Source organism: Luteibacter sp. TLI7-4A (assembly GCF_056754745.1).
The window spans coordinates 285,357-309,910 of the sequence record NZ_JBPGWO010000001.1; the positions used below are offsets into that span (position 1 = coordinate 285,357).

29 protein-coding genes are annotated in these 24,554 nt (G+C 68.0%); 14 read left to right on the plus strand and 15 right to left on the minus strand.

Annotated features, from left to right (window positions below):
* Positions 1–21: 21 nt before the first annotated feature.
* Both ACR9Y6_RS01325 and wrbA read right to left on the minus strand, forming a co-directional pair.
* Positions 22–360, minus strand: a complete 339-nt coding sequence (locus ACR9Y6_RS01325; RefSeq protein ID WP_481279644.1) for a DUF2069 domain-containing protein — start codon at positions 358–360, stop codon at positions 22–24.
* Positions 357–959, minus strand: a complete 603-nt coding sequence (gene wrbA / locus ACR9Y6_RS01330; RefSeq protein WP_481279645.1) for an NAD(P)H:quinone oxidoreductase — start codon at positions 957–959, stop codon at positions 357–359. The genes ACR9Y6_RS01325 and wrbA overlap by 4 nt, the downstream gene beginning before the upstream one ends.
* A gap of 80 nt (positions 960–1,039) precedes the next feature.
* Between wrbA and ACR9Y6_RS01335 the strand changes: the two genes are divergently transcribed.
* The 3 genes from ACR9Y6_RS01335 to ACR9Y6_RS01345 are packed head-to-tail and all read left to right on the plus strand — an operon-like array spanning position 1,040 to position 3,046.
* A complete protein-coding gene (locus ACR9Y6_RS01335) occupies positions 1,040–2,311 on the plus strand; it encodes a YihY family inner membrane protein (protein WP_481279646.1) in 1,272 nt (423 codons plus the stop codon).
* On the plus strand, positions 2,308–2,775 hold the full coding sequence (locus tag ACR9Y6_RS01340) for a TlpA family protein disulfide reductase (protein WP_481279647.1): 468 nt from the start codon (positions 2,308–2,310) through the stop codon (positions 2,773–2,775). The genes ACR9Y6_RS01335 and ACR9Y6_RS01340 overlap by 4 nt, the downstream gene beginning before the upstream one ends.
* A gap of 1 nt (position 2,776) precedes the next feature.
* Positions 2,777–3,046, plus strand: a complete 270-nt coding sequence (locus ACR9Y6_RS01345) for an acylphosphatase (protein ID WP_481279648.1) — start codon at positions 2,777–2,779, stop codon at positions 3,044–3,046.
* Positions 3,047–3,235: 189 nt separating this feature from the next.
* Here ACR9Y6_RS01345 and ACR9Y6_RS01350 read toward each other — a convergent pair whose 3' ends face one another.
* Both ACR9Y6_RS01350 and ACR9Y6_RS01355 read right to left on the minus strand, forming a co-directional pair.
* Positions 3,236–3,691, minus strand: coding sequence for a copper chaperone PCu(A)C (locus ACR9Y6_RS01350; protein WP_481279649.1), 456 nt, complete (start codon positions 3,689–3,691; stop codon positions 3,236–3,238).
* Positions 3,688–4,305 carry an SCO family protein gene (locus tag ACR9Y6_RS01355; RefSeq protein WP_481279650.1) on the minus strand — a complete coding sequence of 206 codons (618 nt, stop codon included), beginning with the start codon at positions 4,303–4,305 and terminating at the stop codon, positions 3,688–3,690. The genes ACR9Y6_RS01350 and ACR9Y6_RS01355 overlap by 4 nt, the downstream gene beginning before the upstream one ends.
* Positions 4,306–4,385: 80 nt before the next feature.
* Between ACR9Y6_RS01355 and ACR9Y6_RS01360 the strand changes: the two genes are divergently transcribed.
* Positions 4,386–4,808, plus strand: coding sequence for a DUF423 domain-containing protein (locus tag ACR9Y6_RS01360; RefSeq protein WP_481279651.1), 423 nt, complete (start codon positions 4,386–4,388; stop codon positions 4,806–4,808).
* On the opposite strand, the gene ACR9Y6_RS01365 is transcribed toward ACR9Y6_RS01360, so the two are convergent.
* The 3 genes from ACR9Y6_RS01365 to ACR9Y6_RS01375 all read right to left on the minus strand — a co-directional run bounded on the left by ACR9Y6_RS01365 (position 4,765) and on the right by ACR9Y6_RS01375 (position 7,679).
* Positions 4,765–4,950 carry a type II toxin-antitoxin system antitoxin gene (locus tag ACR9Y6_RS01365; protein WP_481279652.1) on the minus strand — a complete coding sequence of 62 codons (186 nt, stop codon included), beginning with the start codon at positions 4,948–4,950 and terminating at the stop codon, positions 4,765–4,767. The genes ACR9Y6_RS01360 and ACR9Y6_RS01365 overlap by 44 nt on opposite strands.
* Positions 4,951–5,249: 299 nt before the next feature.
* The gene (locus tag ACR9Y6_RS01370) at positions 5,250–6,116 is read right to left on the minus strand and encodes an SPFH domain-containing protein (protein WP_481279653.1); all 867 of its coding nucleotides are present in this window, start codon (positions 6,114–6,116) and stop codon (positions 5,250–5,252) included.
* A 69-nt stretch (positions 6,117–6,185) separates the two neighbouring features.
* The gene (locus ACR9Y6_RS01375; protein WP_481279654.1) at positions 6,186–7,679 is read right to left on the minus strand and encodes a transglutaminase domain-containing protein; all 1,494 of its coding nucleotides are present in this window, start codon (positions 7,677–7,679) and stop codon (positions 6,186–6,188) included.
* Positions 7,680–7,805: 126 nt separating this feature from the next.
* On the opposite strand from ACR9Y6_RS01375, the gene purT reads away from it, so the two are divergent.
* The 5 genes from purT (at position 7,806) to ACR9Y6_RS01400 (ending at position 14,553) form a co-directional block, all read left to right on the plus strand.
* The gene (gene purT, locus ACR9Y6_RS01380) at positions 7,806–8,987 is read left to right on the plus strand and encodes a formate-dependent phosphoribosylglycinamide formyltransferase (RefSeq protein WP_481279655.1); all 1,182 of its coding nucleotides are present in this window, start codon (positions 7,806–7,808) and stop codon (positions 8,985–8,987) included.
* A gap of 70 nt (positions 8,988–9,057) precedes the next feature.
* Positions 9,058–10,770 (plus strand): hypothetical protein, encoded by a 1,713-nt coding sequence (locus ACR9Y6_RS01385; protein ID WP_481279656.1) that lies wholly within the window; start codon positions 9,058–9,060, stop codon positions 10,768–10,770.
* An 8-nt stretch (positions 10,771–10,778) separates the two neighbouring features.
* On the plus strand, positions 10,779–11,609 hold the full coding sequence (locus tag ACR9Y6_RS01390) for an SDR family oxidoreductase (protein WP_481279657.1): 831 nt from the start codon (positions 10,779–10,781) through the stop codon (positions 11,607–11,609).
* A gap of 97 nt (positions 11,610–11,706) precedes the next feature.
* Positions 11,707–14,037, plus strand: a complete 2,331-nt coding sequence (mrcB, locus tag ACR9Y6_RS01395) for a penicillin-binding protein 1B (protein ID WP_481279658.1) — start codon at positions 11,707–11,709, stop codon at positions 14,035–14,037.
* A gap of 3 nt (positions 14,038–14,040) precedes the next feature.
* Positions 14,041–14,553, plus strand: a complete 513-nt coding sequence (locus ACR9Y6_RS01400; RefSeq protein ID WP_481279659.1) for a tetratricopeptide repeat protein — start codon at positions 14,041–14,043, stop codon at positions 14,551–14,553.
* 112 nt (positions 14,554–14,665) lie between these two features.
* On the opposite strand, the gene hemE is transcribed toward ACR9Y6_RS01400, so the two are convergent.
* The 4 genes from hemE to ACR9Y6_RS01420 are packed head-to-tail and all read right to left on the minus strand — an operon-like array spanning position 14,666 to position 17,648.
* Positions 14,666–15,739, minus strand: coding sequence for a uroporphyrinogen decarboxylase (gene hemE / locus ACR9Y6_RS01405; protein ID WP_481279660.1), 1,074 nt, complete (start codon positions 15,737–15,739; stop codon positions 14,666–14,668).
* Positions 15,729–15,992 (minus strand): WGR domain-containing protein, encoded by a 264-nt coding sequence (locus tag ACR9Y6_RS01410; protein WP_481279661.1) that lies wholly within the window; start codon positions 15,990–15,992, stop codon positions 15,729–15,731. The genes hemE and ACR9Y6_RS01410 overlap by 11 nt, the downstream gene beginning before the upstream one ends.
* Positions 15,993–16,050: 58 nt before the next feature.
* Positions 16,051–17,118: a 3-dehydroquinate synthase gene (gene aroB / locus ACR9Y6_RS01415; RefSeq protein ID WP_481279662.1), complete on the minus strand. Its 1,068-nt coding sequence runs from the start codon at positions 17,116–17,118 to the stop codon at positions 16,051–16,053.
* Positions 17,118–17,648: a shikimate kinase gene (locus tag ACR9Y6_RS01420; RefSeq protein ID WP_481279663.1), complete on the minus strand. Its 531-nt coding sequence runs from the start codon at positions 17,646–17,648 to the stop codon at positions 17,118–17,120. Before ACR9Y6_RS01420 ends, aroB begins: the two co-directional genes overlap by 1 nt.
* A gap of 7 nt (positions 17,649–17,655) precedes the next feature.
* On the opposite strand from ACR9Y6_RS01420, the gene ACR9Y6_RS01425 reads away from it, so the two are divergent.
* On the plus strand, positions 17,656–18,498 hold the full coding sequence (locus ACR9Y6_RS01425) for an SDR family oxidoreductase (RefSeq protein WP_481279664.1): 843 nt from the start codon (positions 17,656–17,658) through the stop codon (positions 18,496–18,498).
* 375 nt (positions 18,499–18,873) lie between these two features.
* On the opposite strand, the gene ACR9Y6_RS01430 is transcribed toward ACR9Y6_RS01425, so the two are convergent.
* Positions 18,874–19,686 carry a kinase gene (locus ACR9Y6_RS01430; RefSeq protein WP_481279665.1) on the minus strand — a complete coding sequence of 271 codons (813 nt, stop codon included), beginning with the start codon at positions 19,684–19,686 and terminating at the stop codon, positions 18,874–18,876.
* A gap of 23 nt (positions 19,687–19,709) precedes the next feature.
* Between ACR9Y6_RS01430 and pdxH the strand changes: the two genes are divergently transcribed.
* From pdxH to ACR9Y6_RS01445, 3 genes are read left to right on the plus strand one after another with little or no spacing between them, the layout of a single operon-like run.
* Positions 19,710–20,297 (plus strand): pyridoxamine 5'-phosphate oxidase, encoded by a 588-nt coding sequence (gene pdxH / locus ACR9Y6_RS01435; RefSeq protein ID WP_481279666.1) that lies wholly within the window; start codon positions 19,710–19,712, stop codon positions 20,295–20,297.
* A gap of 13 nt (positions 20,298–20,310) precedes the next feature.
* Positions 20,311–20,751 carry a secondary thiamine-phosphate synthase enzyme YjbQ gene (locus ACR9Y6_RS01440; protein ID WP_481279667.1) on the plus strand — a complete coding sequence of 147 codons (441 nt, stop codon included), beginning with the start codon at positions 20,311–20,313 and terminating at the stop codon, positions 20,749–20,751.
* The gene (locus ACR9Y6_RS01445; protein ID WP_481279668.1) at positions 20,751–21,551 is read left to right on the plus strand and encodes a cobalamin-binding protein; all 801 of its coding nucleotides are present in this window, start codon (positions 20,751–20,753) and stop codon (positions 21,549–21,551) included. The genes ACR9Y6_RS01440 and ACR9Y6_RS01445 overlap by 1 nt, the downstream gene beginning before the upstream one ends.
* Here ACR9Y6_RS01445 and ACR9Y6_RS01450 read toward each other — a convergent pair.
* From ACR9Y6_RS01450 to ACR9Y6_RS01460, 3 genes are all read right to left on the minus strand, one after another.
* On the minus strand, positions 21,548–22,249 hold the full coding sequence (locus ACR9Y6_RS01450; protein ID WP_481279669.1) for an arginyltransferase: 702 nt from the start codon (positions 22,247–22,249) through the stop codon (positions 21,548–21,550). The genes ACR9Y6_RS01445 and ACR9Y6_RS01450 overlap by 4 nt on opposite strands.
* A gap of 67 nt (positions 22,250–22,316) precedes the next feature.
* Complete coding sequence (locus tag ACR9Y6_RS01455; protein ID WP_426285291.1) at positions 22,317–22,709, minus strand: putative signal transducing protein; 393 nt, start codon at positions 22,707–22,709, stop codon at positions 22,317–22,319.
* A gap of 35 nt (positions 22,710–22,744) precedes the next feature.
* Entirely contained in the window at positions 22,745–24,007 is a 1,263-nt protein-coding gene (locus ACR9Y6_RS01460) for an alkaline phosphatase family protein (protein WP_481279670.1), read from the minus strand.
* Between the two features lie 54 nt (positions 24,008–24,061).
* Here ACR9Y6_RS01460 and ACR9Y6_RS01465 point away from each other — a divergent pair, with 54 nt between their 5' ends.
* Entirely contained in the window at positions 24,062–24,475 is a 414-nt protein-coding gene (locus tag ACR9Y6_RS01465) for a hypothetical protein (protein ID WP_481279671.1), read from the plus strand.
* The last annotated feature ends 79 nt before the right edge of the window (positions 24,476–24,554 follow it).

Sequence of the window (24,554 nt, forward strand, 5' to 3'; positions counted from 1 at the left end):
GCAACATGCGCCGCGCGGGGATCAGCGCCGGCGGCGGACGCCCGCGCCGAGCGTGCCGATAAGCAGCAGGGTGAGCACGATCTCCACGACCGCCAGCCAGCGGTCCGCCGTGGAGCTCCATGCCTCGGAGACACCGTGGCAGAAATAGAACAGGGCGAGGATGCCGACCCAGAGCAGGGCACGGGTCACGTTCGGCAGCGAGAGCAGTGGCAGCATCAAGGGCGGCACGGTGAGCGCGAACGCCACCCACGTCGGGATCGATACCGGCGGATACAGGGTGTACCAGAGCAACTGCAAGGCCAGGAGGGCCGCCCACGCCGCAAGCCCGACCTTCTGCGTGGTACTTGACGCCTGGCTCACGCGGGCGTGCCCAGACGCCGGGCGACGTCGGCGAGGCGTTTGCCCAGCGCACGCGCGAGTTCGCGTTCGTGCTCGCTGATGCCGTTGTCGCCGCGGCTGCCGGAGACATGGCTCGCCCCATAGGGCGTGCCCCCGGTCGTCGTGCTGCTCAATGCCGGCTCGGTATAGGGAATGCCGACGATGAGCATGCCGTGATGGAGCAGCGGGAGGGCCATCGACAGCAGGGTGGCTTCCTGGCCGCCGTGCATCGTGCTGGTCGAGGTGAACAGTGCCGCGGGCTTGCCGGCGAGGACGCCCGAGGCCCATTCCGCACCGGTGGTATCGATGAAATGCTTCAGCGGGGCGGCCATGTTGCCGAAGCGCGTGGGGCTTCCCATCGCCAGGGCCACGCATTCGACCAGGTCCGCGCGTGTCACGTAGGGGGCGCCTTCCTCGGGTTCCGGCGGCATCGCCGTTTCGGTGACCGGCGCCACGGGGGGTACCTGGCGAAGACGCGCCCGCATGCCCGGCACTTCCTCGATCCCGCGGGCGACGAAACGGGCGAGCTGGGCCGTGTGGCCGCTACGGCTGTAGTAGAGTACGAGGACGTCGTGGGACATGGATGGCCGCCTTTGCGAAGGCGCTAGTCTCGCAGAACTGCCACGCGTTCCCAATCGTTTGGGACTGGATGAGGATGGACATGCCGCTGCGCATCGATCGCGACCGCGCGTTGAGTTTCTCGCGCTTCACCTGGCTGCGCTTCGTCGACGACAAGTGCTTCGAGACCGCCGGCGCGCTCTCGTATACCACCCTGGTGTCGTTGGTGCCGCTCACGGTGGCGATCTTCGCCATCCTCTCGGCCTTCCCCGTGTTCGCGGAATGGCGCGGTTCGCTGGCGAACTACGCGTTCCAGAATTTCGTGCCGGCCACCGGCATGAAGGTGCAGGAATACATGCTGGCCTTCGCCGACAAGGCCAGCCAGCTCACTGGCATCTCGATCCTGGTGATGCTGTTCAGCGCCGTGTCGATGATGATCAGCATCGAAGACCGGCTGAACCGGATATGGCGCGTGCGCAAGCCGCGTGGCTGGGCCTCGCGCCTGCTGTTGTACTGGGCGGCGCTGACCCTGGGCCCGATCCTGGTCGTCGGCGGGCTGGCCTTGTCCTCGTATATCACCGCGTTCCCGATGCTGCATGAAGCGGCGGACCAGATCGCGACGCAGAGCCGCCTGCTCAACCTGCTTCCGTTCGTGATCACCTTCGTCACGCTCGTGCTCATGTACACGATGGTGCCGAACCGCCGCGTTTCGTGGCGGCATGCGGCCATCGGCGCGATGCTGGGCGCGATCCTGTTCGAGTTCGCACGCTGGGGGTTCACCGAGTTCATCCGCAACTCGCCCAACTACGAAGAGATCTACGGCGCGCTCGCGGCGATCCCGATCTTCCTGCTGTGGATCTACCTGTCGTGGATCATCGTGATCCTGGGCGCCTCCATCGCGGCCTCCATCTCCGCGTTCGAATACACCGTGCCCCACGAGGCCTTGCCGGAAGGAGCCGAATTCATCGGGCTGCTGGTCGTGTTGCAGCATTTCGTCGATGCGCAGCGTTCGGGCGAAAGCGTGGACCCCGCCACGGTCCGCCTGCGCGAACCCTACCTGCCGTCGAGCGCGATCGCAGGTTATTTCGACGACCTGCAACGGGCCGACATGATCCAGCGTGGGGAAGCCGGCGGCTGGTTGCTCAGCCGCAGCCTCGACGCCACCGAGTTGCTGCGCGTATACCGTTGCACGCAGTACCGGCTTCCCTTGCGGCCGCGTGAACAGGTGGAACGCCTGGGCATCCAGCTGCCGCCGGAACTGCTCAGCCTGTTGGATAATCTGGCCCTGGCACTCGACGCCACGCTTGGCGCGCGCCTCGACCAGTTGTTCCCCTCCACGCGTATCCCCGCCCCCACCGAGGACACCCCCGCATGATCCCCCGCCTGTTCGCCATCGCGGCCCTCGCCATCGTCACGCCGGCGATCGCCGCCACGGCGGCCAAACCCGAACTCAAGGTCACCACGCTCGATGGCAAGGCGTTCGATCTCGCCGCGCAGCGCGGCAAGTGGGTGGTGGTCAATTACTGGGCCACCTGGTGCGTGCCGTGCATCAAGGAAATGCCGGACATTTCCAACTTCGTGAAGAGCCGCAAGGACGTCTCCGCGATCGGTCTCGCGTTCGAGGACACCGAGGCCGGCGATATCGTCGCCTTCCTGCGCAAGCATCCCGTCGTGTATCCCATCGCTCAGGTCGACGTCACCGCGCCACCGAAGGATTTCGATTCGCCCAAGGGCTTGCCCACCACCTACCTGATCGCGCCGGACGGCCATGTCGCCCAGCGTTTCGTGGGCCCGGTCACGGCGGAAAAACTCAACGAGGCCATCGCCAAGGGGTCGTGACATGAAAGCCGCGCGGTTCGTCGTCGGGGGAAAGGTGCAAGGCGTGTTTTTTCGCGCGTCGGCGCGCGAGCAGGCGATCGCGCTGGAACTCACCGGTCATGCGCGGAATCTCGTCGACGGCAGCGTGGAGGTGGTCGTGTACGGCGACGCCTCCGCGATCGACCGCCTGGAAACCTGGCTGCGCGACGGCCCCGACGCGGCCGAGGTCGACCAGCTCTATCGCGAGGAGATCGGTGCGCATGACGCGCCGTCGGAGTTCCTGGTCAAGTGATGTCGGGCCGGGCCCGTGGTTTGTGTGGGAGCCGCTTCAGCGGCGATCCCGCGGCAGCGGGCGGGGCGGCGGCAAGCGGCCATCGCCGCTGAAGCGGCTCCCACAAGAGCATCGAATAGACCGGTCAGGAATAGGCACGCCACCAGAGCTTGTTCCACGGAAGTGGGTTGGCCCTCGGTGGGTCGGCCCTCAGTCCGTCGGACCGCTGGCGTTCGCCGGTCGTGCGATCAGTGTCGCGGGGATCGTCCCGCCGTCCGACAGCTTGAACGTCACCGTCACTTTCTCGCCGGGTTTCACCGGGTGTTTCGCCTGCATCAGCATCACGTGGTACCCGCCGGGAGCGAAGGTGAGCTTGCCCTTCGGGGGCAGCGCCACGCTGTCCATCATCTCCATCCGTCCCATGCCGCCTTCGGTGCTGCTGCGGTGGATCATCGCCTCGGCATAATCCGGGCTTTCCGCGCCGACGATCGTCAGTGCGCGATCGGTGGTGTTATCGAAGGTGACATAACCACCGGCGGGAAGGCTGCCCGGCAGGACACGCAACCAACCCCCGGTCACCTGCACGCCGGCGGTATCCGCGGCGTGCGAGGTGCCGGCGGTTCCGGCGAGCAGGAGCAGGGCGGCAGCGAGCGGGCGATACCTCATGGGCGGGTCTCCAGCGACGTGAGCAGGTGAAGGTCGTGGACGATGTCGTCCTGCGAGGCGGACGGCGTGGCCAGCAAGCGCGCCTTGCCTGCGGCGTCGAACAGGTAGATGGCGGAGCTGTGGCTGACCTCGTAGTTCCCGTCGGCGCGATCGGGCTCACGGGTGAAGGCCGAGCGGTAACGCTTCGCCAGAGCCTCCACGTCGCCATCGGAGCCGACCAGACCCACGGCGCGCTTGTCGAAGGCGTTCACGTAGTCGTGCATGACCGCTGGCGTGTCGCGCTTGGGATCCACGCTGACGAACAGGATGCGCACCTTGTCCGCGGGCGCGCCGAGGCGGTCGAGCACCACGTGCAACTGGGTCAACGTCAGCGGGCAGACATCGGGGCAGTGCGTGTAGCCGAAATACATGAGCACCACCTTGCCCTTGTAGTCGGCGCCGGTCACGCGCTTGCCGTTGTCGTCGGTCAGCTTGAAATCCAGGTCCGGCAGGTGGCCCGATACGTCGGTGAGCCGCCATTCGGGCTGCGGTTCCCGCTGGCATGCGCTCAGCGCGACCATGGCGAGCAAGGCGATCAGGGCCAGTACGAACCGGCGGCAGGTGGACGACTTCATGCGACACTCCGCGAGATATCCCGCGCAGGATACGCCACCCGCGCCGGCGAACAGGCACGTCCACCGAGGAACCCACGCTCATGCGACAACATGTCAGTACCGCCGCCGCACTGCTCGCCGGGTTCGCGGGCGCATCCGCCGTGGCCCTGGGCGCCTTCGGCGCGCATGCGTTGCGCGGTGTCCTGGATGCATCGGCGCTGGCCACCTGGCACACCGGCGTGGAGTACCACTTCTGGCACGCGCTGGCCCTGCTCGTGGCGGCGGCGTGTCTGCCCGAGGGACGGGCGCGCGCCGCCGCGGTGGGCTTGTTCGCCGTGGGCATCGTGCTGTTCTCGGGAAGCCTCTACGCGCTGGCGCTCGGTGCGCCGCGCGTGGTCGGCGCGATCACGCCCGTGGGTGGCGTCGCCTTCATCGCCGGCTGGGTCGCCATGAGCGTTTCGCTCCGCCAACGCGGCCGCATCAATCCTCGGGATCGTCCACCGGCTGGATCTTCGTCGGTTTGAGGCGTCCCGCGCGCCGCAACGCATCGCGCAACACATATTCGATCTGCGCATTGAGCGAGCGCAACTCGTCCTCGGACCATGCCTGCATGGCCTCGAGGACGGTGGCGCTCACACGCAACGGGTAAGCCTTTTTCTCACTCATCGCGTGGTTGGCCTCGAGGCAGGCCTTCGCAAGCACCCATCGCCGCTGAAGCGGCTCCCACAAGGGCCCCCTCGCGCCGCTCGCCCAACACTCCACCGCGCCGTTCGGAGGGGAGTCGTCGGGTGCCGTTCTCAGAGCGATTCCGCAGGGAGGCGAAGGCCGGACGAGGACTTAGCGAAGAGAACGGCGCCCGGCGGCTCCCCATTCCTCGACGCGAAAGCCAACACGATGGCGAAGCCGAGCCGCGATGGTCTCCGGCCCCCCAAGAGAAACGTTTTCCTTCAGCGCCCACCATGCGTTCAGTTGTACAGCGAACCGGCGTTGACCACCGGTTGCGTCGAGCGGTCGCCGCAGAGGACGACGAGCAGGTTGGAGACCATCGCCGCCTTGCGCTCCTCGTCCAGTTCCACGACACCTTGTGCCCGGAGCTGGTCGAGTGCCATGGCCACCATGCCCACGGCACCTTCCACGATGCGCTCGCGGGCGGCGACGATGGCGCTCGCCTGCTGGCGCTGGAGCATCGCCTGCGCGATCTCCTGCGCATAGGCGAGGTGGCTGATCCGGGCTTCGATCACCTGGACGCCCGCCTTCGTGAGGCGCGCCTCCACTTCCTGGCGCAGGTGGTTGTTGATCTCCTCGCCGTGGCTGCGCAAGGAAGGCTTCGAATCGTCGTGGGCATCGTAGGCATAGCTCTGCGCCATCTGCCGCAACGCCGACTCGCTCTGGATCTGCACGAAGTTCTCGTAGTCGTCGACGCAGAACACCGCTTCGGCCGTATCCACCACCTGCCATACGACGATCGCCGCGATCTCGATCGGGTTGCCGTCGTTGTCGTTGACCTTCAGGCGGCTGCTCTCGAAGTTGCGCACGCGCAGGCTCACCGGGCGGCGGGAATAGAACGGGTTGGTCCAGCGCAGGCCCTCGCGGCGTTCCGTGCCGGCGTACTTGCCGAAGAGTTGCATCACCTGGCCCTGGTTCGGCTGGACCTGGAAAAACCCCTTGGCGAGGAAGGCGAAGATGGGTATCAGGACAACGGCGCCCGCGACCGCCGGGTTACCCCCGGGAGTCACCTGGGACAACGTCCCCAAGCCCGTGAGCAGGACGATGACGATCAGTACGAGGGCGGCCGGGATGCCCGGCAGGGAAGAGGCGGGACGTTCGTTCATGACGGAATGACCCCTGGAATGGTGAGATCATATGATATCAATGTGATATCAAAGTCAAGGTGACCTGCGTCATGGCGCCCCGCGTCCGCCCCCCACCGGACCGCTTGCGTTGCTCGGCGGCGGCAGGTCGAGAAGGGCCGCGCCGGGCATGGCGCGGTCGATCCTGATCTTGCCCAGCGCGTTCATCGCGGCGAAGAAACGCCACGGTTCGCCGTTGCCGGTGCCCAGGGCGATGTGGCTCGAATCGAAACGGCGCTGCGCCGAATCGAAGCTGATCCAGCGATTGTCGATCCACGCCTGTGCCCACGCGTGGGGAACGAATACGCGGCTGGCTCCGCCCATGCGATCGGCGTAGACGACGCCGGTCACCACGCGGGCCGGAATGCCGAGTGCACGCGCCATCGCGGTGAGGAGGACGGCGTGTTCGGTGCAGTCCCCGCGCCGTGTCGCGATCGTCTCCAGGGCCGAGGCATATCCCACGTCGAGACCCTTTACGTTGATGTAGTCGGATAGGAAGGAGCGCAGCCGGCGCATCCGTTGCAGATCGGTCGTGGCGTCGCCCACCGCGCTCCTGGCCAGCGAGCGCACCTCGTCGGAGTCCGATTGCACCCAGGCGTTGGCGGCCGTGTCCTCGGCCAGCGGGCCGGGCTCGTCGCCGTGCCGGGAGCCGAACCCGACGTCGACGACATACACCCCGTCGCCCAGTGGCCTCACCCGCTGCTCGTCGGTGTCGATGAACGGATTCGGGATCGCCCCGCGCACGGTGATCGTGTAGCGGATGGGAGCCACGCGCATCGCGGCGAAGATAGGCCGGGGCGCCGTGATCATCGCGGCGCGCAGCAGGTCGATGTCCTGGTCGGGCGCCTGCGCGCAGGCGATGTCGCAGGCCGCCATTTCCAGGCGGAAACCGAGAAGCGGGGCGAGGCTGCGATGGATGAAGCCGTTGTCGTCGACCCAGATGTCGACGCTGCGATCGCTCCCGGCCCCGGCGATCGATTGGCGCAGGTGGTGGAGGGCCTGCCGGGTCTCGTCCGGCATGACGACGACTTCGTCGCCGATGACCTCCACGTCGACGTTCGCCACCTGCTGCCTGATCGAGTCGAAGTTGCGCAGGCGATACGATGTGCCGGGCTTGAATCCATGGGCCACCATGGTGAGACGCTGGCCTTCCGCGAGCGTCGCCCCGGTCGGCCAGACGAGCAGGTTGACCTTCGATTGCCCGCCGACCGTGTTCGCCACCTGGAACGTACCGTCGTCACGCGCCTCACCGGTCGCCAGGTTTTCCTGGGTCGACATTCGGGTACTGGCGTAGAAGGCGAGGGGGGACCCGCTCTCCGATTCCGTGGAGCGCAGTTCGGTGCGCAAGGCCAGCGGCGTGCGCGCCCGCGTCAGCCGGAAATCCAGCACCTGGGAGGTGACCACGCGATCGCCCTGGATCTGGCGGTCGATACGCAGGCTCCCCACTTTCCTGCCGTCCAGCAGGACAGTCATCCAGCGCTCCTCCGCCAGGACGGTCGAAGGGGCCAGGCACAGTACGGCGAGGACGGCAAGATAGCGTCTCATGAGCGTACTTCCGGATTGTCGGGGACGGCTCCATCACATCACGTTCGCGGCGCGAGTCAATCCCCCCCTTTGGACGGATGGCCGGGCGGCTAGAATGGCGGCTTCGTTTCCCTGGATTCCTCCCGCATGAAGACCTTCGGCACCCCCCATTCCCACACCGCGCTCAAGGTGCTCCTGCTCGGGTCGGGTGAACTGGGCAAGGAAGTGGCGATCGAGTTGCAGCGTTTCGCCGTCGAGGTGGTGGCCGTGGACCGGTATCCGAACGCGCCGGCGATGCAGGTGGCCCACCGCAGCCATGTGATCGACATGCTCGATGGCGCGGCGTTGCGGGCCGTGATCGAACAGGAGAAGCCGGACCTGGTGGTGCCGGAGATCGAGGCCATCCACACACCGACGCTGGTCGCGATGGAGAAGGAGGGACTCACCGTCGTGCCCACGGCGAAAGCCGCGTGGCTCACCATGGACCGCGAAGGCATCCGCCGGCTCGCCGCCGAGGAACTCGGCCTGCCGACCTCGCCCTATCGCTTCTGCGACACGCGCGAGGAATTCCTGGCCGCGGTGGCGGAGCTGGGCACGCCATGCGTGGTGAAGCCGGTGATGAGTTCTTCCGGCAAGGGGCAGAGCGTGGTGCGCTCGCCGGACGATGCGCCGGGGGCGTGGGAGTACGCGCAGTCGGGCGGACGCGCCGGGCGTGGCCGCGTCATCGTCGAGGGCTTCGTCGACTTCGACTACGAGATCACCCTGTTGACGGTGCGTCATCGCGACGGCGTGTCGTTCTGCGCACCCATCGGCCACCGCCAGGAAGACGGCGACTATCGCGAGTCGTGGCAGCCACAGCCGATGAGCGATGCCGCCCGTGCCGACGCCGAACGCCAGGCCGACGCGGTCACGGCGGCCCTTGGCGGCTGGGGCGTCTTCGGGGTGGAATTCTTCGTGCGCGGCGACGAGGTGATCTTCTCGGAGGTGAGCCCGCGTCCGCACGATACGGGGCTGGTCACGCTGATCTCGCAGGATCTCTCGGAATTCGCCCTTCACGCGCGGGCCATCCTCGGCCTGCCGGTGCCCGAGATCCACGCCTTCGCTCCCGCGGCGTCGTGCGCGGTGCTCGTCGAAGGCGAGGGCAATGCGCCGAAGTACCACGGTGTCGGCGACGCCCTGGCCGAGACGGGCACGATGCTTCGCATCTTCGGCAAGCCGGAAGTCCATGGCCGCCGGCGCATGGCGGTGACGCTGGCGCGCGCGGCCACGGTGGAAGAGGCCCTGGCGAAAGCCAAGCGGGCGGCCAGCCGTATTCGCGTGGAACTCTGACGATCCCGCCTACAACGGCCGTTCACGCCCGAATGTTAAGCTGCGACGCTCCTATGGAAGATGCCTTGCCATGAGCGGACGCAGAGACAATAACGACCGCGAATCGCGCGGTCGCACCGAACCCACGCTGGGCCGGCTGGACGACCTCGACGCGCCGGTTCCGCCGGCCGACGATGGCTTGCCGCACATCGTCGTCGACGTGGAGCGCCGGCGTGGCGGCACCCCGCCGCCTTCGCCCCAGCGCCGCCCGCCGCGCAAGCGCGGTTGGCTGATTCCGGTGCTGGTGCTCGTCCTGATCGGTGCCGCCACCGCGTTGTGGCTGCAACAGGACAGGCTGCGCAACATGGTGCCGGCCACCGAACTCAACGACACGCTCGCCCAGGCCAATCATGCGCTGGACGAGGGCCACCTCGACGGTACCAACGGCGACAGCGCCCGCGAACTCTTCGAGAAGGCGCGTGACCAGCAACCCGACAGCGACGTGGCCCGCGATGGCCTGCGCCGCGTGGGGCAGGCGGAAGTGGCGCGGGCGGACGCGGCCCTCAACGCAGGCAAGCTGGACGACGCGGAAGCCGCGCTCAATGTCGCCCGTGAGTTGCTCGGCGGCGGCAACGACGTCGAGCGTATCGCGCAGCGTCTGTCGCAGGCGCGCAACCCGCAAGGGCGCACCGAGTCGCTGGTCGACCAGGCGCAGCAGGCGTTCGCCGCCGGCAAGCTCGATGGCGACGACGGCGCCGGGGCGTTGTACCGGCGCGTGCTCGACGCGGACAAGACCAATGCGGTGGCGGCGCGCGGGCTCGACAAGGTGGGCGACGCGCTCGCGGCGCAGGCGCGCCAGGCCATCGCGGCGGGCGACAAGGCAAAGGCCAACGCGCTGGTGGATCGCATCGCCCTCCTGGTGCCGGGTTACGGCGACCTGCCGTCGCTGCGGGCGGCGCTCGCGGAAACCAGGAAACAGGACGACCAGGCGGTCAACACGCTGGTCCAGCAGGGCAACGACGCGATGCGCGCGGGCCGCTTCATCGGTGAAGGCGACGACAACGCCCTGGCGCGGTTCCGTGCCGCCCTCGCCGCGGACCCCGACAACGCCGACGCCAAGGCGGGGCTCGGCCGGGTGGCGCAGGCGCTGATCGTCCAGGCCAATGCCGCGCTCGACAGCGAGGACGACGTCCAGGCGACGCGCTTGCTCGACCAGGCGGCGAAGCTCGCGCCGAAGTCGGCGGAGCTGGCCGCGGCGCGGGCGCGTATCGGTGGCGGCGAAGCGAAGACGGGAACGCCCGCTGTCGCCGGACAGCCCACGGGCGACGACACGATGCCGGAAGCCTCCATGGCGGTCACGCCGGAGCAGAAGGCCAAGGTCGCCGATCTCGTTCGTCGCGCCCAGGCCGCCGCGTCGCGCGGCGACATCATGGACCCGCCGGGCGACAGCGCCTACGACCTCTACCGCAACGCGCTGGCCATCGACGGCAACGACGCCTCCGCACGTGCGGGGTTGCAGGGCCTGCCCACCCAGGTGGAAAAGCAGATGCAGCAGGCGGTGGCCAGCGGCAACGTCCAGCGTGCCGAGAATCTCTACGCCACCCTGTCCGATCTCGCGCCCGGTGGCACCTCGCAGGCCGACCTGCGCCACCGGCTGGGTAGCGCCTGGATCGACAACGCCCTCCAGCGGGCCGGCCAGGGCGACCGCCAGGGTGCTTTCCAGGCGCTCGACCATGCGCGCCGCTACGCGCCCGACGATCCGCGTCTGCAGAGCGCGTACGAGCGCATCGCGACCGGCCGTTGAGTGGCGGCATGAGGGTTCTCGTCATCGGCGGGTCGGGTCAGATCGGCCAGTTCCTGCTTCCACGGCTCGCCGAAGAGGGGGCGGATGTCCTCGCGGTCAGCAGGCAGCCAATGGCCGATTCCCGATGGCTCGTGGGCGCGTTGCCGGACGCGATGCCCGAGTTGCCGCCGCTCGACGCCGTGGTCAGCCTCGGGCCGCTCGACCACCTCGCGCCATGGCTCTCCGCGACCCGCCTGGCGGGTACGCCGCATGTCATCGCCACCTCGTCGATGAGCGCCGAGACCAAGCGCGATTCCGACGTACCGGAAGAGAGGGAGCTCTCGCGCCGCCTGCGCGATGCGGAAACGACCCTGATCGCCACCTGCGCGTCCCGCGGGATGCCGTGGACACTGTTCCGTCCGACGCTGATCTACGGCGCCGGCGTCGACAAGAGCCTCACGCCGATCGTCCAGGCGGCGTTGCGCCGCCGTGTGTTCCCGATTCCCGCCGGCCGTGGCCAGCGGCAACCGGTGCACGCCGAGGACATCGCGACCGCGATCATGGCCGCGCTCGGCTCGCCCTTCGCCCGTGGCCACACGTTCCCGATCGGTGGAGGCGAGCGCATGAGCGCCGCGGAAATGTTCCGCCGCGTCCGACGAAGCGCGGGTGGACCCACGCTGCCCGCGCCGATCCCACGCCTGGCCCTCGATCTCGCGGCCCTGGTCTCGCCGGCCATGCGTGGCCCGATCCGCCGGCTGGATAGCGACCTGATCGCCGACAATCGGGAGCTCGAGCGGGTGCTGGACGTCCATCCGCGACCCTTCCAGCCCGGCCCCGGGACCTGGCGGCCGATGCGCTGACGCGCGTCGCCATGGCTCCGCCAGCGTTCGTTCAGATGGGCGCCGGGGGTGTGCCCCTATCATCCGGGTACGTCTTCTTCCCCAGGATTTCCCCGCGTTGGCTTTCTTGACCCGTCTCGGCTCCCTCCTGCGTACCGCCTGGCCCTGGCTGCGCATTCCCTTCTGGCTGGTGATGGGCCTGGTGTTCGGCTTCCTCCTGCCGTACACGCTGATCCTCAACGCGCGCCTGCAGGAGCGTTTCAACGACCTCGTGTTCGCCGTGCCCACGCGCGTCTACGCGCGTCCGTTGCCGCTGGCCCAGGGCGTGCCGATGACGCCCGCCGCGCTCGAACTGGAACTCACCTTCGCCGGCTACACCACCGAAGGCGGCGGCAAGGTGCAGGGCAGCTATTCGAAGAATGGCTCGCGCTTCGTGATCGCCTCGCACGGTTACGCCGGGCCCGACGGTGGCGAACTGCCGCATCGTATCCGCGTGGCGCTGTCCGACGGGCAGGTCGCCTCGGTGGTCGACGACACCAACGACAAGCCGGTCAAGTCGATCCACCTGGACCCCGCCCGCATCGCCACCTTGTACGGCGCGCAGCAGGAAGAGCGCCGCATCGTCCGCCTGGAGAACGTGCCGCCGCTGCTCGTGCAGGGCTTGCAGGCCGTGGAAGACCGCGACTTCAAGAACCACATCGGCCTCGATTTCTCCGCCATCGCGCGCGCGTCGTTCGCCAACCTCCGTGCGGGCCACACCGTGCAGGGCGGCTCGACGCTCACCCAGCAGCTCGTGCGCAACCTGTTCCTCGATCGCAGCCAGAACATGCTGCGCAAGGTGAACGAAGCGATCCTGTCGCTGTTGATGGAGGCGCATTATTCCAAGGGCCGCATCCTCGAGGCTTACGTCAACGAGGTCTTCCTCGGCCAGCAGGGCAACCAGGCCGTGCATGGTTTCGCCGCCGGTGGCGAATTCTTCTTCGGTCGCCGTCTCGAAGACCTGCGGCCGCAGGAGATCGCCTTGCTCATCGGCCTGGTGAAGGGGCCGAGCTACTACGACCCGCGCCGTTATCCGGACCGTGCGCTGGCGCGGCGCAACCTCGTGCTCCAGCAGTTCCACGATACCGGGCTGCTGGACGACGCGCAGACCAAGGCCGCGCAGGCGACGCCGTTGGGCATCGCGGCGAACGCCCAGCTGCCGCACAACCGCTTCCCGGCGTTCATGCAGCTGGTCCGCTCGCAGATCACCGCCGACTTCGACGAAGCCGCGTTGCGCGACGGCAGCCTGTCGATCTTCACCACGCTCGATCCATCGGCGCAGTTGTACACCGAGCAGGCGATCCTCGGCACGATGAAATCGCTGGGCAAGCGCGGTGCCGCCGCGCAGGCCGCCGCGGTCGTCACCGACACCACCAATGGCAGCGTGCTCGCCGTGGTCGGCTCACGCGATCCCGGCGACCAGGGATTCAACCGCGCACTCGATGCGCGTCGTCCCATCGGTTCGCTGGTGAAGCCACTGGTCTATCTCGTGGCGCTCGCGCAGCCCTCGAAGTGGTCGCTGGCCTCGATCGTCGACGATTCCCCGATCAACCTGCGCCAGCCCGACGGCAAGCCGTGGACACCGCAGAACGACGACCACGAGATCCACGGCCAGGTGCCGATGCTCGACGCCCTGGTCCATTCGTGGAACCTCGCCACCGTGAACCTGGGCATGCAGGTGGGCGTACCGCGGATCAAGGGTTTCCTGGAGTCGTTCGGGCTGGAAGACGTGAACCCGAGTCCGTCCTTGCTGCTGGGCGCGGTGGATCTCTCGCCGTTGCAGGTGGCGCAGCTGTACGAGTACATCGCGGCGGACGGCCACGCCTTGCCGCTGGTGGCGGTGCGCGGCGTGATGGACAACAAGGGCCAGGCGATCAAGCGCTACGAGGTGAAGGGTGGCGACGGCGAATACCAGACCGCCGCGCGTCTCACCACCTGGGCGATGCAGCAGGTGGTGAATGGAGGCACCGCCGCCGCCATCGGCAATTCGGGGCTCTCGTGGCTGCATGCGGCCGGCAAGACCGGCACCAGCGACAGCCAGCGCGACAGCTGGTTCGCCGGTTTCACGGGAGACCGTCTCGCCATCGTCTGGATGGGTCGCGACGATAACAAGCCCACCGGCCTGTACGGCGCCACGGGCAGCATGCGGGTGTGGCAGGAACTCTTCCGCAAGCTGCCGACCCGCCCGTTGTCGGCCACGCCCGGCGAAGGCCTGGAAATGGCCTACGTGAATACGCAGACCGGCAAGCGCACCGATCCCTCGTGTGAAGGCGCCCGCCAGTTCCCGTTCGTCGCCGGTTACGTGCCGGAAGCGGAGGAGGGCTGTTTCTGGCAGCGATTCAAGGGTATGTTCGGCGGCGGCGATGAGCAGCAGCCCACGCCGGCCGTTCCCAGTAATCCTACGGATTGACCCATGCATCGCCTTCGTTTCTGTGCCATCGCCACCGTCACCCTCGTTGCCGCCTGCAGCCAGCCCGCTCCGCCGCAGGCCACTCGTCCCAGCAAACCCACCTATGACATCGTCGCCCAGGTCCGCGCGGCGGGTGAGCGCGAGAAGTCGGCGATCGAAGTCGCGCCGCTGCGCGATCCGGGCGTGCAAGGCCTGGAGCACGCCGCCCAGGCCGACGAGCGCGCAGGCAAGTACGCCGATGCCGACGCCAAGCTGGTGCAGGCGTTGAAGATGGCGCCGGAAGCACCGGAGCTGATCCAGGACCGCGCCGAGATCGCGATCCGCATGCAGGACTACCCGCTGGCGGAGAAGCTGGCGAAGCAGTCGTTCGAGATGGGCCCGAAGTCGGGCAGCCTCTGCGCACGCAACTGGCAGACGGTGGTGGAGATGCGCTTGCAGGCCGGCGACCAGAACGGGGCGAACGTGGCGCGTGGCGAACTGGCGAAGTGCCATATCGCCGGGCCGAATCGCTTCTAGTACCCGAATCGCCGATAGGGTCGGCTCCCACCGGAGCCGCCGAGTGGTCAGGTGACCGGGTGGGAGCCGACCCTGTCGGCGATGGCTCCGCCTCGGTCCGCCTGAATTCGACTCAGCCCGCCCGAATCACCCGCCCATGCTCGTGCACCGTATCCACGAGCACCTTCACATTCTCCGGGTCCACTTCCGGCGTGATGCCATGACCGAGGTTGAACACGTGCCCCGGGTAGTTGCCGAACGCATCCAGCACCGCACGCGCCTCGCGCACGACCACCTCGGGCGACGCGCGCAGCACCGCCGGATCGAGATTGCCCTGTAGCGCCACCCGGCCGCCCACGCGGCGGCGGGCCTCGCCGATGTCCAGGGTCCAGTCGACGCCGAGGCCGGTGCAACCGGTATCGGCCAGTGCCTCGAGCTGACCGCCCGCGCCCTTGGAAAACAGGATCACCGGGAGATCGCGACTGGCGGGGTCGGATTTCAACGCATCCACCACCTGCGCCATGTAGCGCAGCGAGAATTCGCGGAACGGCGCCGGGCCGAGCAGGCCGCCCCAGGTGTCGAAGATCATCAGCGCCTGCGCGCCGGCATGCGCCTGCGCGACGAGATAGGCGGCCACGGAGCGCGCCACGGTGTCGAGCAGGCGGTGGGCGAGGGCGGGATCGTTCCACGCCAGGGCCTTCACCCGCGCGAAATCACGCGAACCTTCGCCTTCCACCATGTAGCAGGCGAGTGTCCACGGGCTGCCGGAGAAACCGATCAGGGGCACGCGTCCACCGAGTTCCTTGCGGATCAGGCGCACCGCGTCCATTACATAGCGCAACTCGCCATCCATATCCGGCACGGTGAGCTTGTCGATCGCCGCGGCGTCGCGCACCGGCTTGGCGAAGCGTGGGCCTTCGCCTTGCTCGAACGAGAGGCCCAAGCCCATCGCGTCGGGAATGGTGAGGATGTCGGAGAACAGGATCGCCGCGTCCAGCGCGAACCGGTCGAGCGGTTGCAGCGTGACTTCGCAGGCGTATTCCGGATTCGTCGCCAGGCCCATGAAACTGCCGGCACGGGCGCGCGTCGCGCGGTATTCCGGCAGGTAGCGGCCGGCCTGTCGCATGACCCAGATGGGCGTGGTGTCGGTGGGTTCGCGGCGCAGGGCGCGCAGGAAGCGGTCGTTGCGAAGCGCGTCAGCGGCCATGCGCCGACTCCTGGCCCTGGCTGAACATGAGCTTGAACCCTTTCTTGATCTGGGCGTCGCGCGCCTTGGTGAACGCGGTCAACGCGGCATCGCGGTCGACATAGACTTCGCGCTTGAGCATCGCCTTGCCGCCTTGCACGCCACTTTCGCGGTACAGGGTCCAGCCGCCGAGCAGGTCCTGTTCGAGCGTTATCTGGACGTAGCGTGGGGCTTCCGTCCCCGCTTCGGGCATGGTTTGCAGGTAGATCCGCATCGAGCGATCCGGGCTGGCGCAGGGCCGATCATTGTAGGCGGTTTGCCTGCGGACTGCTTCAGGGGAGTACGGCCAGCACGTCGGCGTCGGGGACGCCGGAGACGATCTCGGCCTTGCCGATGCCGCGCCAGAGGATCAGGCGCAAGGTGCCGGCGGTGTTCTTCTTGTCCAGCCGCATCAGGTCGAGCAAGCGGCTGGCGGCATGCGCCTGCGAAGGCTCGGTCGGCAGGCCGAGCCGTCGGAGCAGGGCGACCAGGCGCGCGGTATCCCCGCCGGGCGACATGCCCAGGCGCTCCGACAGACGGGCGGCAAGCACCATGCCGATGGCCACGCCTTCCCCGTGCAGGATCTCGCTGTAGTTGCCGGCGGTTTCGAGCGCGTGGCCGAAGGTGTGGCCGAGGTTCAACAGGGCGCGCTCGCCTTGCTCGGTTTCGTCGCGCGCCACCACGCCCGCCTTGTAGCGGCACTTGCGCGCGATCGCCTCGATCAGCGGCGCGGGCTCGCGGGTGGCGAGTTCGTCCGCGTGCGCTTCCAGCCAGGCGAAGAACGCGGGATCGCCGATCGCCGCGCCCTTGACGATCTCGGCCAGGCCCGCGCGGTATTCCCGCTGCGGCAGCGTGCGCAATACGTCGACGTCGGCGACCACCGCGCGCGGCTGGTGGAAGGCGCCCGCCAGGTTCTTCCCCACCGGCAGGTTCACGCCGGTCTTGCCGCCGACGGAGGAGTCGACCATCGCGAGCAACGTCGTCGGCACCTGGATGAAATCGATGCCGCGCATCCAGCATGCGGCGGCGAAGCCGGCGAGATCGCCGACCACGCCACCGCCGAGCGCGATCACGCAGGCATCGCGCGTGGCGCCGAGTTCGCCCAGCGCTTCCAGCACGCGCTCCACGTTGGCGAAGGTCTTGTGGGTTTCGCCGTCACCGATCAGGTAGGACGACCAGCGCAGTCCGTCGAGGCCTTTCGCCAGCGCGTCCAGATACAGCGGCGCCACGGTGGTGTTGCTCACCACCAACACGTGCCTGCCGCGAATCGCCGCGCGCCAGCGTGCGCTATCGGCGATGAGGCCCGGTCCGATCCAGACGGGGTAGCCGCGCCCGGCAAGGTCGACGTCGACGGTTTCCATCAGCTGCGCTTCCAGTGGCGGTCGAGGAGGGCGATCGCGCGCGGCACCGCATCGTCCACGCTTTCATGGCGGCCGTGGAAGATCAGGTCGGCGATGTCCTCGTAGAGGTAGTTGCGGTGTTCGGCGAGCGCCTTCAGGCGGCCGAGGCGGTCGGGGCCCGCGATCATCGGCCGCGCGGTATCGTGTTCGAGCCGGGCGAGTTGTTCTTCCACGCTGACGCCGAGCATGAGCACCGTGCCGCGGGACGTCAGCGCTTGCCGGTTCACCGGGTCGAGCACGGCGCCGGCGCCGGTGGCGAGCACGATGCCCTCGCGCAGACTAAACTCGTTCAGGTGCGCACATTCGCGCGCCCGAAACCCCATCTCGCCTTCGCGTTCGAAGATGTCGGCGATCGTCACGCCACAGCGTGCCTCGATCTCCACGTCCAGGTCGACGAAGGGCAGGCCGTAATGCGCCGCGAGGCGCTGTCCGATCGAGGTCTTGCCGGCGCCCGTGGGGCCGACCAGGAACAGGTTGGGCGAAGGATTCATCACGCTCATGCTAGCAACAAGCCCCGCGCAGAGATACGAGACCGTCCTGGTGGCTGGCGCCGGCGATGTCGGCACGCGCCTGGCGAGGCGGCTGGCCGTGGAAGGACGCCGCGTCTTCGCCCTGCGCCGCGGCGAGATGCCCGCCGGCGACGGCATCGTCTGGTTGCGCGGCGACCTGACCCGTCCGGAGACGCTGGCCGGCTTGCCGAGGATCGATGCCCTGGTCTTCTCGCCCGCTCCGGACGCCCGCGAGGAAGCCGCGTACCGCGCCGTCTTCGTGGATGGGCTGCGGCATGTGATCGAGGCCTTGCCGGACATGCCGAAGCGCACAGTGTTCGTCTCCTCGTCGGCGGTGTATGGCGAACACGGTGGTGCGTGGATCGACGAAGACACGCCGCCGTCGCCGCCGGGCTTCAATGGCCGGGTGTTGATCGAGGCCGAGGCCTGGCTGGCGGCCCGCCCGGTGGGCGGGATATCGCTTCGACTGGCGGGGTTGTACGGGCCCGGTCGCACGCCATTGTTCGACCGGCTGCGCGAAGGCAAGGCGGCCGTGCCCCGAGGGCGGCAGGTCTATGCCAACCGTATCCATGTCGACGACGCGGCGGCGGCGATCGCGTGCCTGCTCGATATCGCCGCGCCGGAGCGGGTCTATATCGGTGTGGACGACACGCCCTTGCCCATCGACGAACTCTACGACCATCTGGCTCGTCTGATCGGCGCGCCACTGCCGGCGGATGGTCCGGCGCCGGCGGGCGTGGGCAACAAGCGACTGTCGAACGCGCGGCTTCGCGCGACGGGCTTCCGCTGCGCGTGGCCGGATGCACGGGACGGCTACGCCGCGCTGACCTGAATCGCCGACAAGGTCGGCTCCCACCGAGCATCGCGCGGGTAGCCTGATGGGAAGCAGCTGGTGGGAGCCGACCTTGTCGGCGATCCCGCGGCAGCGGGCCAGCCTGAGGCAAGCACCCATCGCCGCTGAAGCGGCTCCCACAAGAGCAGGCTCCCACAAGAGGGCAGTGGTCCGGTGTGCGACTTGGTGGGAGCCGACCTTGTCGGCGATCCCGCGGCAGCGGGCCAGGTTGAGGCGAGCACCCATCGCCGCTGAAGCGGCTCCCACACTCACAGCCGGCAGAGATCAGCCCTCTGTGGAAGGCCCCCGTGGGAGGAAAGTCTCTTGTGGGTAGCAAAGCCCTTATGGAAGGAAGGCCCCCTTGTGGGAGCCGCTTCAGCGGCGACAAACGCGCCGGTGCTCGTCAAGCCGCAACACCACATCGGCCTTCCCCTCCAGCGACCGTAACGCCCGCCGGCTGATCCGCTCGTAATGCTGCAGGAACCTCGAAAGCTCCACCTCGTCCATCGCCCGCGGTTCGCCGCGTTCCCGCAACGGGCGTTCGGCTTCGTCACGCCATGTCGCCACCACCTCCCACGAGGGGGCTTGCAACACCACCAGGGCATCGAGGCGTTCCCATATCGAACGGTAACCCGCGAGCCTCGCATCGACCCAGCGCCGCCACCGGCCATCCGCGTCGTCCTCGCGCTCCAGCGCATTCAACGGTTCGGCGAGTTCGTCCGGTTCGGCCGGCTCCACGCCCAAGCACCATCCTTCCAGGACCACCAGCCGGGGCGGCTCCGCGATCGCGGGCCACTGCGCCTCCTCGTAGCGGTCGTCGCGCCCCTTGTCGAAACGAGGTATCGGTACCGGGCGCTCGGGCGACGCCTTCTCCAGGGCGCTGAGCGTGGAGCCGAGCAAGGCCAGGTCATGCGTGCCCGGAACGCCGCGGGTACGCAGCAAGGGATGCACCTCGACAGCCAGCGCTTCCCGCTCGGCGCGGGTCAGGTAGACATCGTCGAGCGACATCGCCACCGCCCCCCAGCCGCGCTCGCGCGCGACCTCGATCAACGCCGCGGCGAGGGTGCTCTTGCCACTGCCCTGCAAGCCGGAAATGCCCAGGACGAAGGGCCGGGACGCATGCTCGATCGCTGCGGCGAAACGTCCGAGGACGCTGGCGGCCAGCGTGCTAGCATCGGTGGATTCCATGGCCGACAGCATAGTCCATCGTCATGCTCACCCCAGAGATACTCGACACCTTTCGCGGCCTGCTCGACGAGGCCAAGGCCAGCGGCGATCGTGAACCCACGGCGATGACCCTCGCCACGGCCGACCGTACCGGCCGCGTGCATTCGCGCATCGTCCTGCTCAAGGCGATCGACGAGAAGGGCCTGCGTTTCTTCACCAACTACGAAAGCGCCAAGGCCGGCGAGATCGCGCAGAACGCGCAGGTGGCGTTGTGCTTCCACTGGAAGCAGATCCGCGAGGGCATCCAGGTTCGCTTCGAGGGCCGTGCCAGCAAGGTCGGCGAGGCCGAGTCGGACGCTTATTTCGCCAGTCGCCCGCGCGGCAGCCAGATCGGTGCCTGGGCCTCGAAGCAGAGCCAGGAACTGCCGGACCGGCAAACCTTCGAAGACCGCGTGGCACATTACGAAAGGGAGTTCGCAGGTCGCGAGGTGGCGCGTCCGCCGCATTGGGGCGGGTACCTCGTGGAGCCGGACCGCATCGAGTTCTGGTACGGCGCCACGTTCCGTCTGCACGAACGGATCGTGCACGCCGGGGACGGTACAAGCTGGTCCAGCCACCTGCTTTATCCGTGACCGGAGCCTTCCCATGAGCCGAGCCCAGCCCGTCCAGCATGTCGCGCAGACCACGTTCACCGTGCATACGCATGGGCGCTCGCTGAGCGAGGTGACCGACCGTATCGCCGAGGTCGTCTCGGTCAGCGGCGTATCGACCGGCATCGCGCACGTCTTCGTGCAACACACCAGCGCATCGCTGTTGATCGGCGAGAATGCCGATCCCACCGTCGTCGCCGACCTGGAACGTTTCTTCGCGCGGCTCGTCCCCGACGGCGATCCGCTGTTCCGCCACCGCGACGAAGGCCCTGACGACATGCCGGCGCATGTGCGCTCGGTGCTCACGGGCGTGTCGCTTTCGATTCCCGTGCACAACGGCAAGCCGCTGCTGGGAACCTGGCAGGGCGTGTTTCTCTACGAGCACCGCCACGAGGCGCACCAGCGCAAGATCACCGTGACCGTTTCGGGACATTGATGTCGGACGCCTATCCGCAACGCATCGTCTGCCTCACGGAAGAACCGACCGAAGTCCTCTACGCCATCGGCGAGGATCATCGCATCGTCGGCATTTCCGGCTTCACCGTGCGGCCGCCGCGGGCGCGCAAGGAGAAGCCCAAGGTATCGGCGTTCACCAGTGCGAAGATCGGCCAGATCCTCGACCTCAAGCCCGACCTCGCCATCGGCTTCTCGGACCTCCAGGCCGATATCGCCCGGGAACTGATCCGTGCCGGCGTGGAAGTGTGGATCAGCAACCACCGCAGCGTGGACGGCATCGTCGCGTACATCCGCCGCCTTGGCGCGATGGTGGGCGCGACGGCGAAGGCCGAGGCGCTGGCGGTGCGCGCCGAGGAAAACCTGGCCCGGATCGCCGCGCTTGCCGCGACGTTGCCGCGCCGGCCGAAGGTGTATTTCGAGGAATGGGACGATCCCCTCATCACGGGCATTCGCTGGGTGGGAGAACTCGTGCGCATCGCGGGTGGCGACGATGTCTTCCCCGAATTGCTCGAAGAGCCGCTGGCGAAACAGCGCATCCTGGCCGATCCGCTCGAGGTGGTGCGTCGCGCGCCGGATATCGTGTTCGGTTCGTGGTGCGGCAAACGCTTCCGGCCGGAGCATGTCGCCTCGCGGCCGGGTTGGAGCGATATGCCGGCCGTGCGTGATGGTGAACTGCACGAGATCAAGTCGCCGATCATCCTGCAACCGGGACCCGCCGCGCTGTTCGACGGGATCGAGGCCCTGCACGCGGTGATCGCGCGATGGGCGACGCGCGGCTAGGGCATCGCGATCCAGCGGCCGTGCTTGCGGATTTCCAGTGGATGGAAGCGGCGCTTGTAGTCCATCTTGGGATGGCCGGCTATCCAGAAACCCAGGTACACGTACGGTATCCCTCGGCGCTTGGCCAGCTCCACCTGCTGCAGGATGCCGAAGGTGCCCAGGCTGCGCGCGTCTTCGTCGGGGTCGAAAAACGTATAGACGGCCGAAACGCCGGCCAGTGCCACATCCGTCACGGCGACGCCGAGCAGGCGCTGGCCGAGGCGGAACTCGAGGAAGAGGGTGGGGCTCCACGGCGCGGCGAGGAATCGCTGGAAGTCTTCCGCATCCGCCGCATCCATGCCGCCGCCGCTGTGCCGCGCGTGCAGGTAGCGTTGATACAAGGCATGCCGCTCGTGGGTGAAGCCGGGCAGCTGTTCGGTGACCGTGAGATCCGCGTTACGCTTCTGGCAGCGTCGCTGGCCGCGATCGGCGACGAAACCGTCGACATCGATGCGACACGGCACGCAGGCCTGGCAGGCGGCGCACTGCGGCAGGTAAAGGTGGCCGCCGGCGCGGCGGAAACCCTTCGCGAGGGCTGGGCCATAGAGCCTGTCGAGGTGCGGCGCGCCCGGATCGACCACGAGGTTCTGCGCCGTCCGCTCGGCGAAATAGCCGCAGGTGTGCGGCAGGGTCTGGAACAGGCGGACACGGTCGGTCATGTAGCGATGTTATAGCGCCATGGCGCAGGCCGCGTCACCGCGGGGTGTCTGCGCACGCGCCGCCCATTTAGAGCACCTGCGTGGCCTTGAGCACGACGACGAGCATCACCCCCGCGACGATGGCCAGCACCATGAGGCGAACGCGCGAGGCGGTGCGCTGGGCGGCCGGCCGGCGATCCGGCTGGCGGTGCAGCTGGAGTTCCTCCTGGAAGCGGACCACCGGCTCGATGCCGATCTCCTTGAGCAGGGCACGCGCCTTCGGGAAGTCGTCGGCGCTCTGCACCCAGACCTTCGGCCAGGAGTCGCGGTCGTCCTGGCGCTGCGAATAGCTGAAGCGCTGGTAGGTGGGCCGGTTCCAGCTCGATCGATTGGTCACCGAGGTGTCGATGCCGTTCTCGGTGAGCAGGGCGACGATCCGGTCGATGTTGTCCTGGCGGGGTGACGTATAGATTTCGCGCATGGCCGGATTCTACGGGATTTGCCCGTCCGGCGATGTCAATGCGCCGCCGGGACCAATGCGCCCTCCACCCGCTCCAGGTGGCCGTCGTTGGCCAGTGGCGCGATGCCGAGCAGATGGGCCAGCAAGGGGTAGACGTCGACGTTCGGGAAGGGCGCGATCGTCACGCCCCGCCCGAAGGCCGGCCCGTGGGCGATGAACAGCGCGCGCATGGTCGGGTCGAGGTTGTCGTAGCCGTGCTCGCCACGCGACATGGGCATCGTCCGCTTGGCCAGCACGTCGTGGCTGATGATCGCCCAACCGGTATCGGCGAGACAGATATACGCCGGTACGCGCGGATTCCGGCCGTAGTCGAGACGTGCGGGCAGGTCTTCCTTGCGGTAGCAACGCATGTGCTCGTGCGGGCCCAGGAGACGTGTCACCGCCCGGGAGCCATCGACGCCGGGTTTCGGGTTGAAGGTGGACACCACGCCATAGGACACGGCGTCGAGCGCGTCGAGATCGGTTTCCTGGTCGGCGAACACGATGTTGCCGCGCGGAACGTCGGCCATGCCGTGATCGGAGACCACGACGATGTTCATCGTGTCGTAGAGGCCGCGCTGGCGCAGCTGCGCGACGAGGTAACCCATGGCGTCGTCGACCTCGCGCAGCGCCGCGTTCAACGGCTCCGAATCCGGACCGGATTCATGGCCGGCATGGTCCACCGCATCGAAGTACAAGGTATCGAACACCGGCTTCGGGCCGGGCTCGTCGATCCACGACATGAGCTTGTCCACGTGCTGGCGCGAGGTCAGAGAATCGTCGAACGGAATCCAGTGGTCCGGACGCACGCCGTGGATGGCCGCTTCCGTGCCGGGCCAGAACATCGTCGCCGTGTGCAGCCCGTGTTTCTGTGCCGTCACCCAGATCGGCTCGGCCTGGTCCCACCAGCGCCCGTCGCTCGTGGCCGCGTGGTTGGAAAGACTGAAATTGCCCAGCGTCGCGTCCCGCATCGTGTTGTTGACGATGCCGTTGCGATCGGGAACGCGACCGGTCACCAGGGTGTAGTGGTTCGGGAAGGTGAGCGACGGAAACGACGGCAGCATGTACGGCGCGGTCACGCCATCGCGCGCCATCGCCGCGAGGTTGGGGGTGAGGCCACGGTCGATGTAGTCGGCGCGGAAGGCGTCGATGGAAACCAGCAGGACGGCCTGCGACGGCGGCGGCGAAACAGCGGGCTTGGCGGGACGCGTGGCGCATCCGGACAGGGCCACCAGGAGCAGCACGACGAGTGCGCCGCAGCGGGGCAACGTGACGTTCATGGGCGGGGACTTACGCTATGTGACAGAACAATCCTTCTATGATGGACGAGTCCCATGACCAATTCATCACGCAATATCCTGCTGGCATGGCTGGTCGCCATGCTGCCCGCGTTCGCGATGGCGCAAACCCAGCCGGCGAAGCCCGCGGCGCCGCCGCCGCGTCCGAAACCGGTCGTCATCACCACGCCCACGCCCAACCAGCAATGGCAGCGGCAAGTCGACCGGCAGCAGGTGCAGAACCGCCTGAACCAGAACGCGCTGCGCGAACAGCTGCGCCAGGAGAACCTGGACCGGCAGCGCGCCAACGCCACCGATCCGGCCCTGCGCAACCAGCTGGATAACGCGGACCGCAGCCAGCAACAGCTGTACCGGGCGCGCCAGGACGACGCGGTACGCCGGTACCAGACCCTGCAACGGCCGGAGGCGACGCAGACCGTGCCCGCGCGGAGCGGTTCCGCCGGCCACTGAGCGGCATTGCTGCGACGCGTATGGCGAGGTGTCGCGGCGCGGGACCATAATCGGCGATTCCCTGGATCGACGGAGTCTC

Excerpts from the sequence above, each read along its gene's own strand:
- ACR9Y6_RS01450 (WP_481279669.1), bottom strand. The coding sequence starts at position 22,249 with ATGACCGACCGTGTCCGCCTGTTCCAGACCCTGCCGCACACCTGCGGC.
- ACR9Y6_RS01430 (WP_481279665.1), bottom strand. The coding sequence starts at position 19,686 with ATGGAATCCACCGATGCTAGCACGCTGGCCGCCAGCGTCCTCGGACGT.
- ACR9Y6_RS01355 (WP_481279650.1), bottom strand. The coding sequence starts at position 4,305 with ATGAAGTCGTCCACCTGCCGCCGGTTCGTACTGGCCCTGATCGCCTTG.
- ACR9Y6_RS01390 (WP_481279657.1), top strand. The coding sequence starts at position 10,779 with ATGAGGGTTCTCGTCATCGGCGGGTCGGGTCAGATCGGCCAGTTCCTG.
- ACR9Y6_RS01460 (WP_481279670.1), bottom strand. The coding sequence starts at position 24,007 with ATGAACGTCACGTTGCCCCGCTGCGGCGCACTCGTCGTGCTGCTCCTG.
- ACR9Y6_RS01420 (WP_481279663.1), bottom strand. The coding sequence starts at position 17,648 with ATGAATCCTTCGCCCAACCTGTTCCTGGTCGGCCCCACGGGCGCCGGC.
- ACR9Y6_RS01365 (WP_481279652.1), bottom strand. The coding sequence starts at position 4,950 with ATGAGTGAGAAAAAGGCTTACCCGTTGCGTGTGAGCGCCACCGTCCTC.
- ACR9Y6_RS01360 (WP_481279651.1), top strand. The coding sequence starts at position 4,386 with ATGCGACAACATGTCAGTACCGCCGCCGCACTGCTCGCCGGGTTCGCG.
- ACR9Y6_RS01335 (WP_481279646.1), top strand. The coding sequence starts at position 1,040 with ATGCCGCTGCGCATCGATCGCGACCGCGCGTTGAGTTTCTCGCGCTTC.
- wrbA (WP_481279645.1), bottom strand. The coding sequence starts at position 959 with ATGTCCCACGACGTCCTCGTACTCTACTACAGCCGTAGCGGCCACACG.
- ACR9Y6_RS01400 (WP_481279659.1), top strand. The coding sequence starts at position 14,041 with ATGCATCGCCTTCGTTTCTGTGCCATCGCCACCGTCACCCTCGTTGCC.
- ACR9Y6_RS01385 (WP_481279656.1), top strand. The coding sequence starts at position 9,058 with ATGAGCGGACGCAGAGACAATAACGACCGCGAATCGCGCGGTCGCACC.
- ACR9Y6_RS01350 (WP_481279649.1), bottom strand. The coding sequence starts at position 3,691 with ATGAGGTATCGCCCGCTCGCTGCCGCCCTGCTCCTGCTCGCCGGAACC.
- hemE (WP_481279660.1), bottom strand. The coding sequence starts at position 15,739 with ATGGCCGCTGACGCGCTTCGCAACGACCGCTTCCTGCGCGCCCTGCGC.
- ACR9Y6_RS01445 (WP_481279668.1), top strand. The coding sequence starts at position 20,751 with ATGTCGGACGCCTATCCGCAACGCATCGTCTGCCTCACGGAAGAACCG.
- purT (WP_481279655.1), top strand. The coding sequence starts at position 7,806 with ATGAAGACCTTCGGCACCCCCCATTCCCACACCGCGCTCAAGGTGCTC.
- ACR9Y6_RS01340 (WP_481279647.1), top strand. The coding sequence starts at position 2,308 with ATGATCCCCCGCCTGTTCGCCATCGCGGCCCTCGCCATCGTCACGCCG.
- ACR9Y6_RS01455 (WP_426285291.1), bottom strand. The coding sequence starts at position 22,709 with ATGCGCGAAATCTATACGTCACCCCGCCAGGACAACATCGACCGGATC.
- ACR9Y6_RS01375 (WP_481279654.1), bottom strand. The coding sequence starts at position 7,679 with ATGAGACGCTATCTTGCCGTCCTCGCCGTACTGTGCCTGGCCCCTTCG.
- aroB (WP_481279662.1), bottom strand. The coding sequence starts at position 17,118 with ATGGAAACCGTCGACGTCGACCTTGCCGGGCGCGGCTACCCCGTCTGG.
- ACR9Y6_RS01410 (WP_481279661.1), bottom strand. The coding sequence starts at position 15,992 with ATGCGGATCTACCTGCAAACCATGCCCGAAGCGGGGACGGAAGCCCCA.
- ACR9Y6_RS01425 (WP_481279664.1), top strand. The coding sequence starts at position 17,656 with ATGCTAGCAACAAGCCCCGCGCAGAGATACGAGACCGTCCTGGTGGCT.
- pdxH (WP_481279666.1), top strand. The coding sequence starts at position 19,710 with ATGCTCACCCCAGAGATACTCGACACCTTTCGCGGCCTGCTCGACGAG.
- ACR9Y6_RS01345 (WP_481279648.1), top strand. The coding sequence starts at position 2,777 with ATGAAAGCCGCGCGGTTCGTCGTCGGGGGAAAGGTGCAAGGCGTGTTT.
- ACR9Y6_RS01440 (WP_481279667.1), top strand. The coding sequence starts at position 20,311 with ATGAGCCGAGCCCAGCCCGTCCAGCATGTCGCGCAGACCACGTTCACC.
- ACR9Y6_RS01370 (WP_481279653.1), bottom strand. The coding sequence starts at position 6,116 with ATGAACGAACGTCCCGCCTCTTCCCTGCCGGGCATCCCGGCCGCCCTC.
- ACR9Y6_RS01465 (WP_481279671.1), top strand. The coding sequence starts at position 24,062 with ATGACCAATTCATCACGCAATATCCTGCTGGCATGGCTGGTCGCCATG.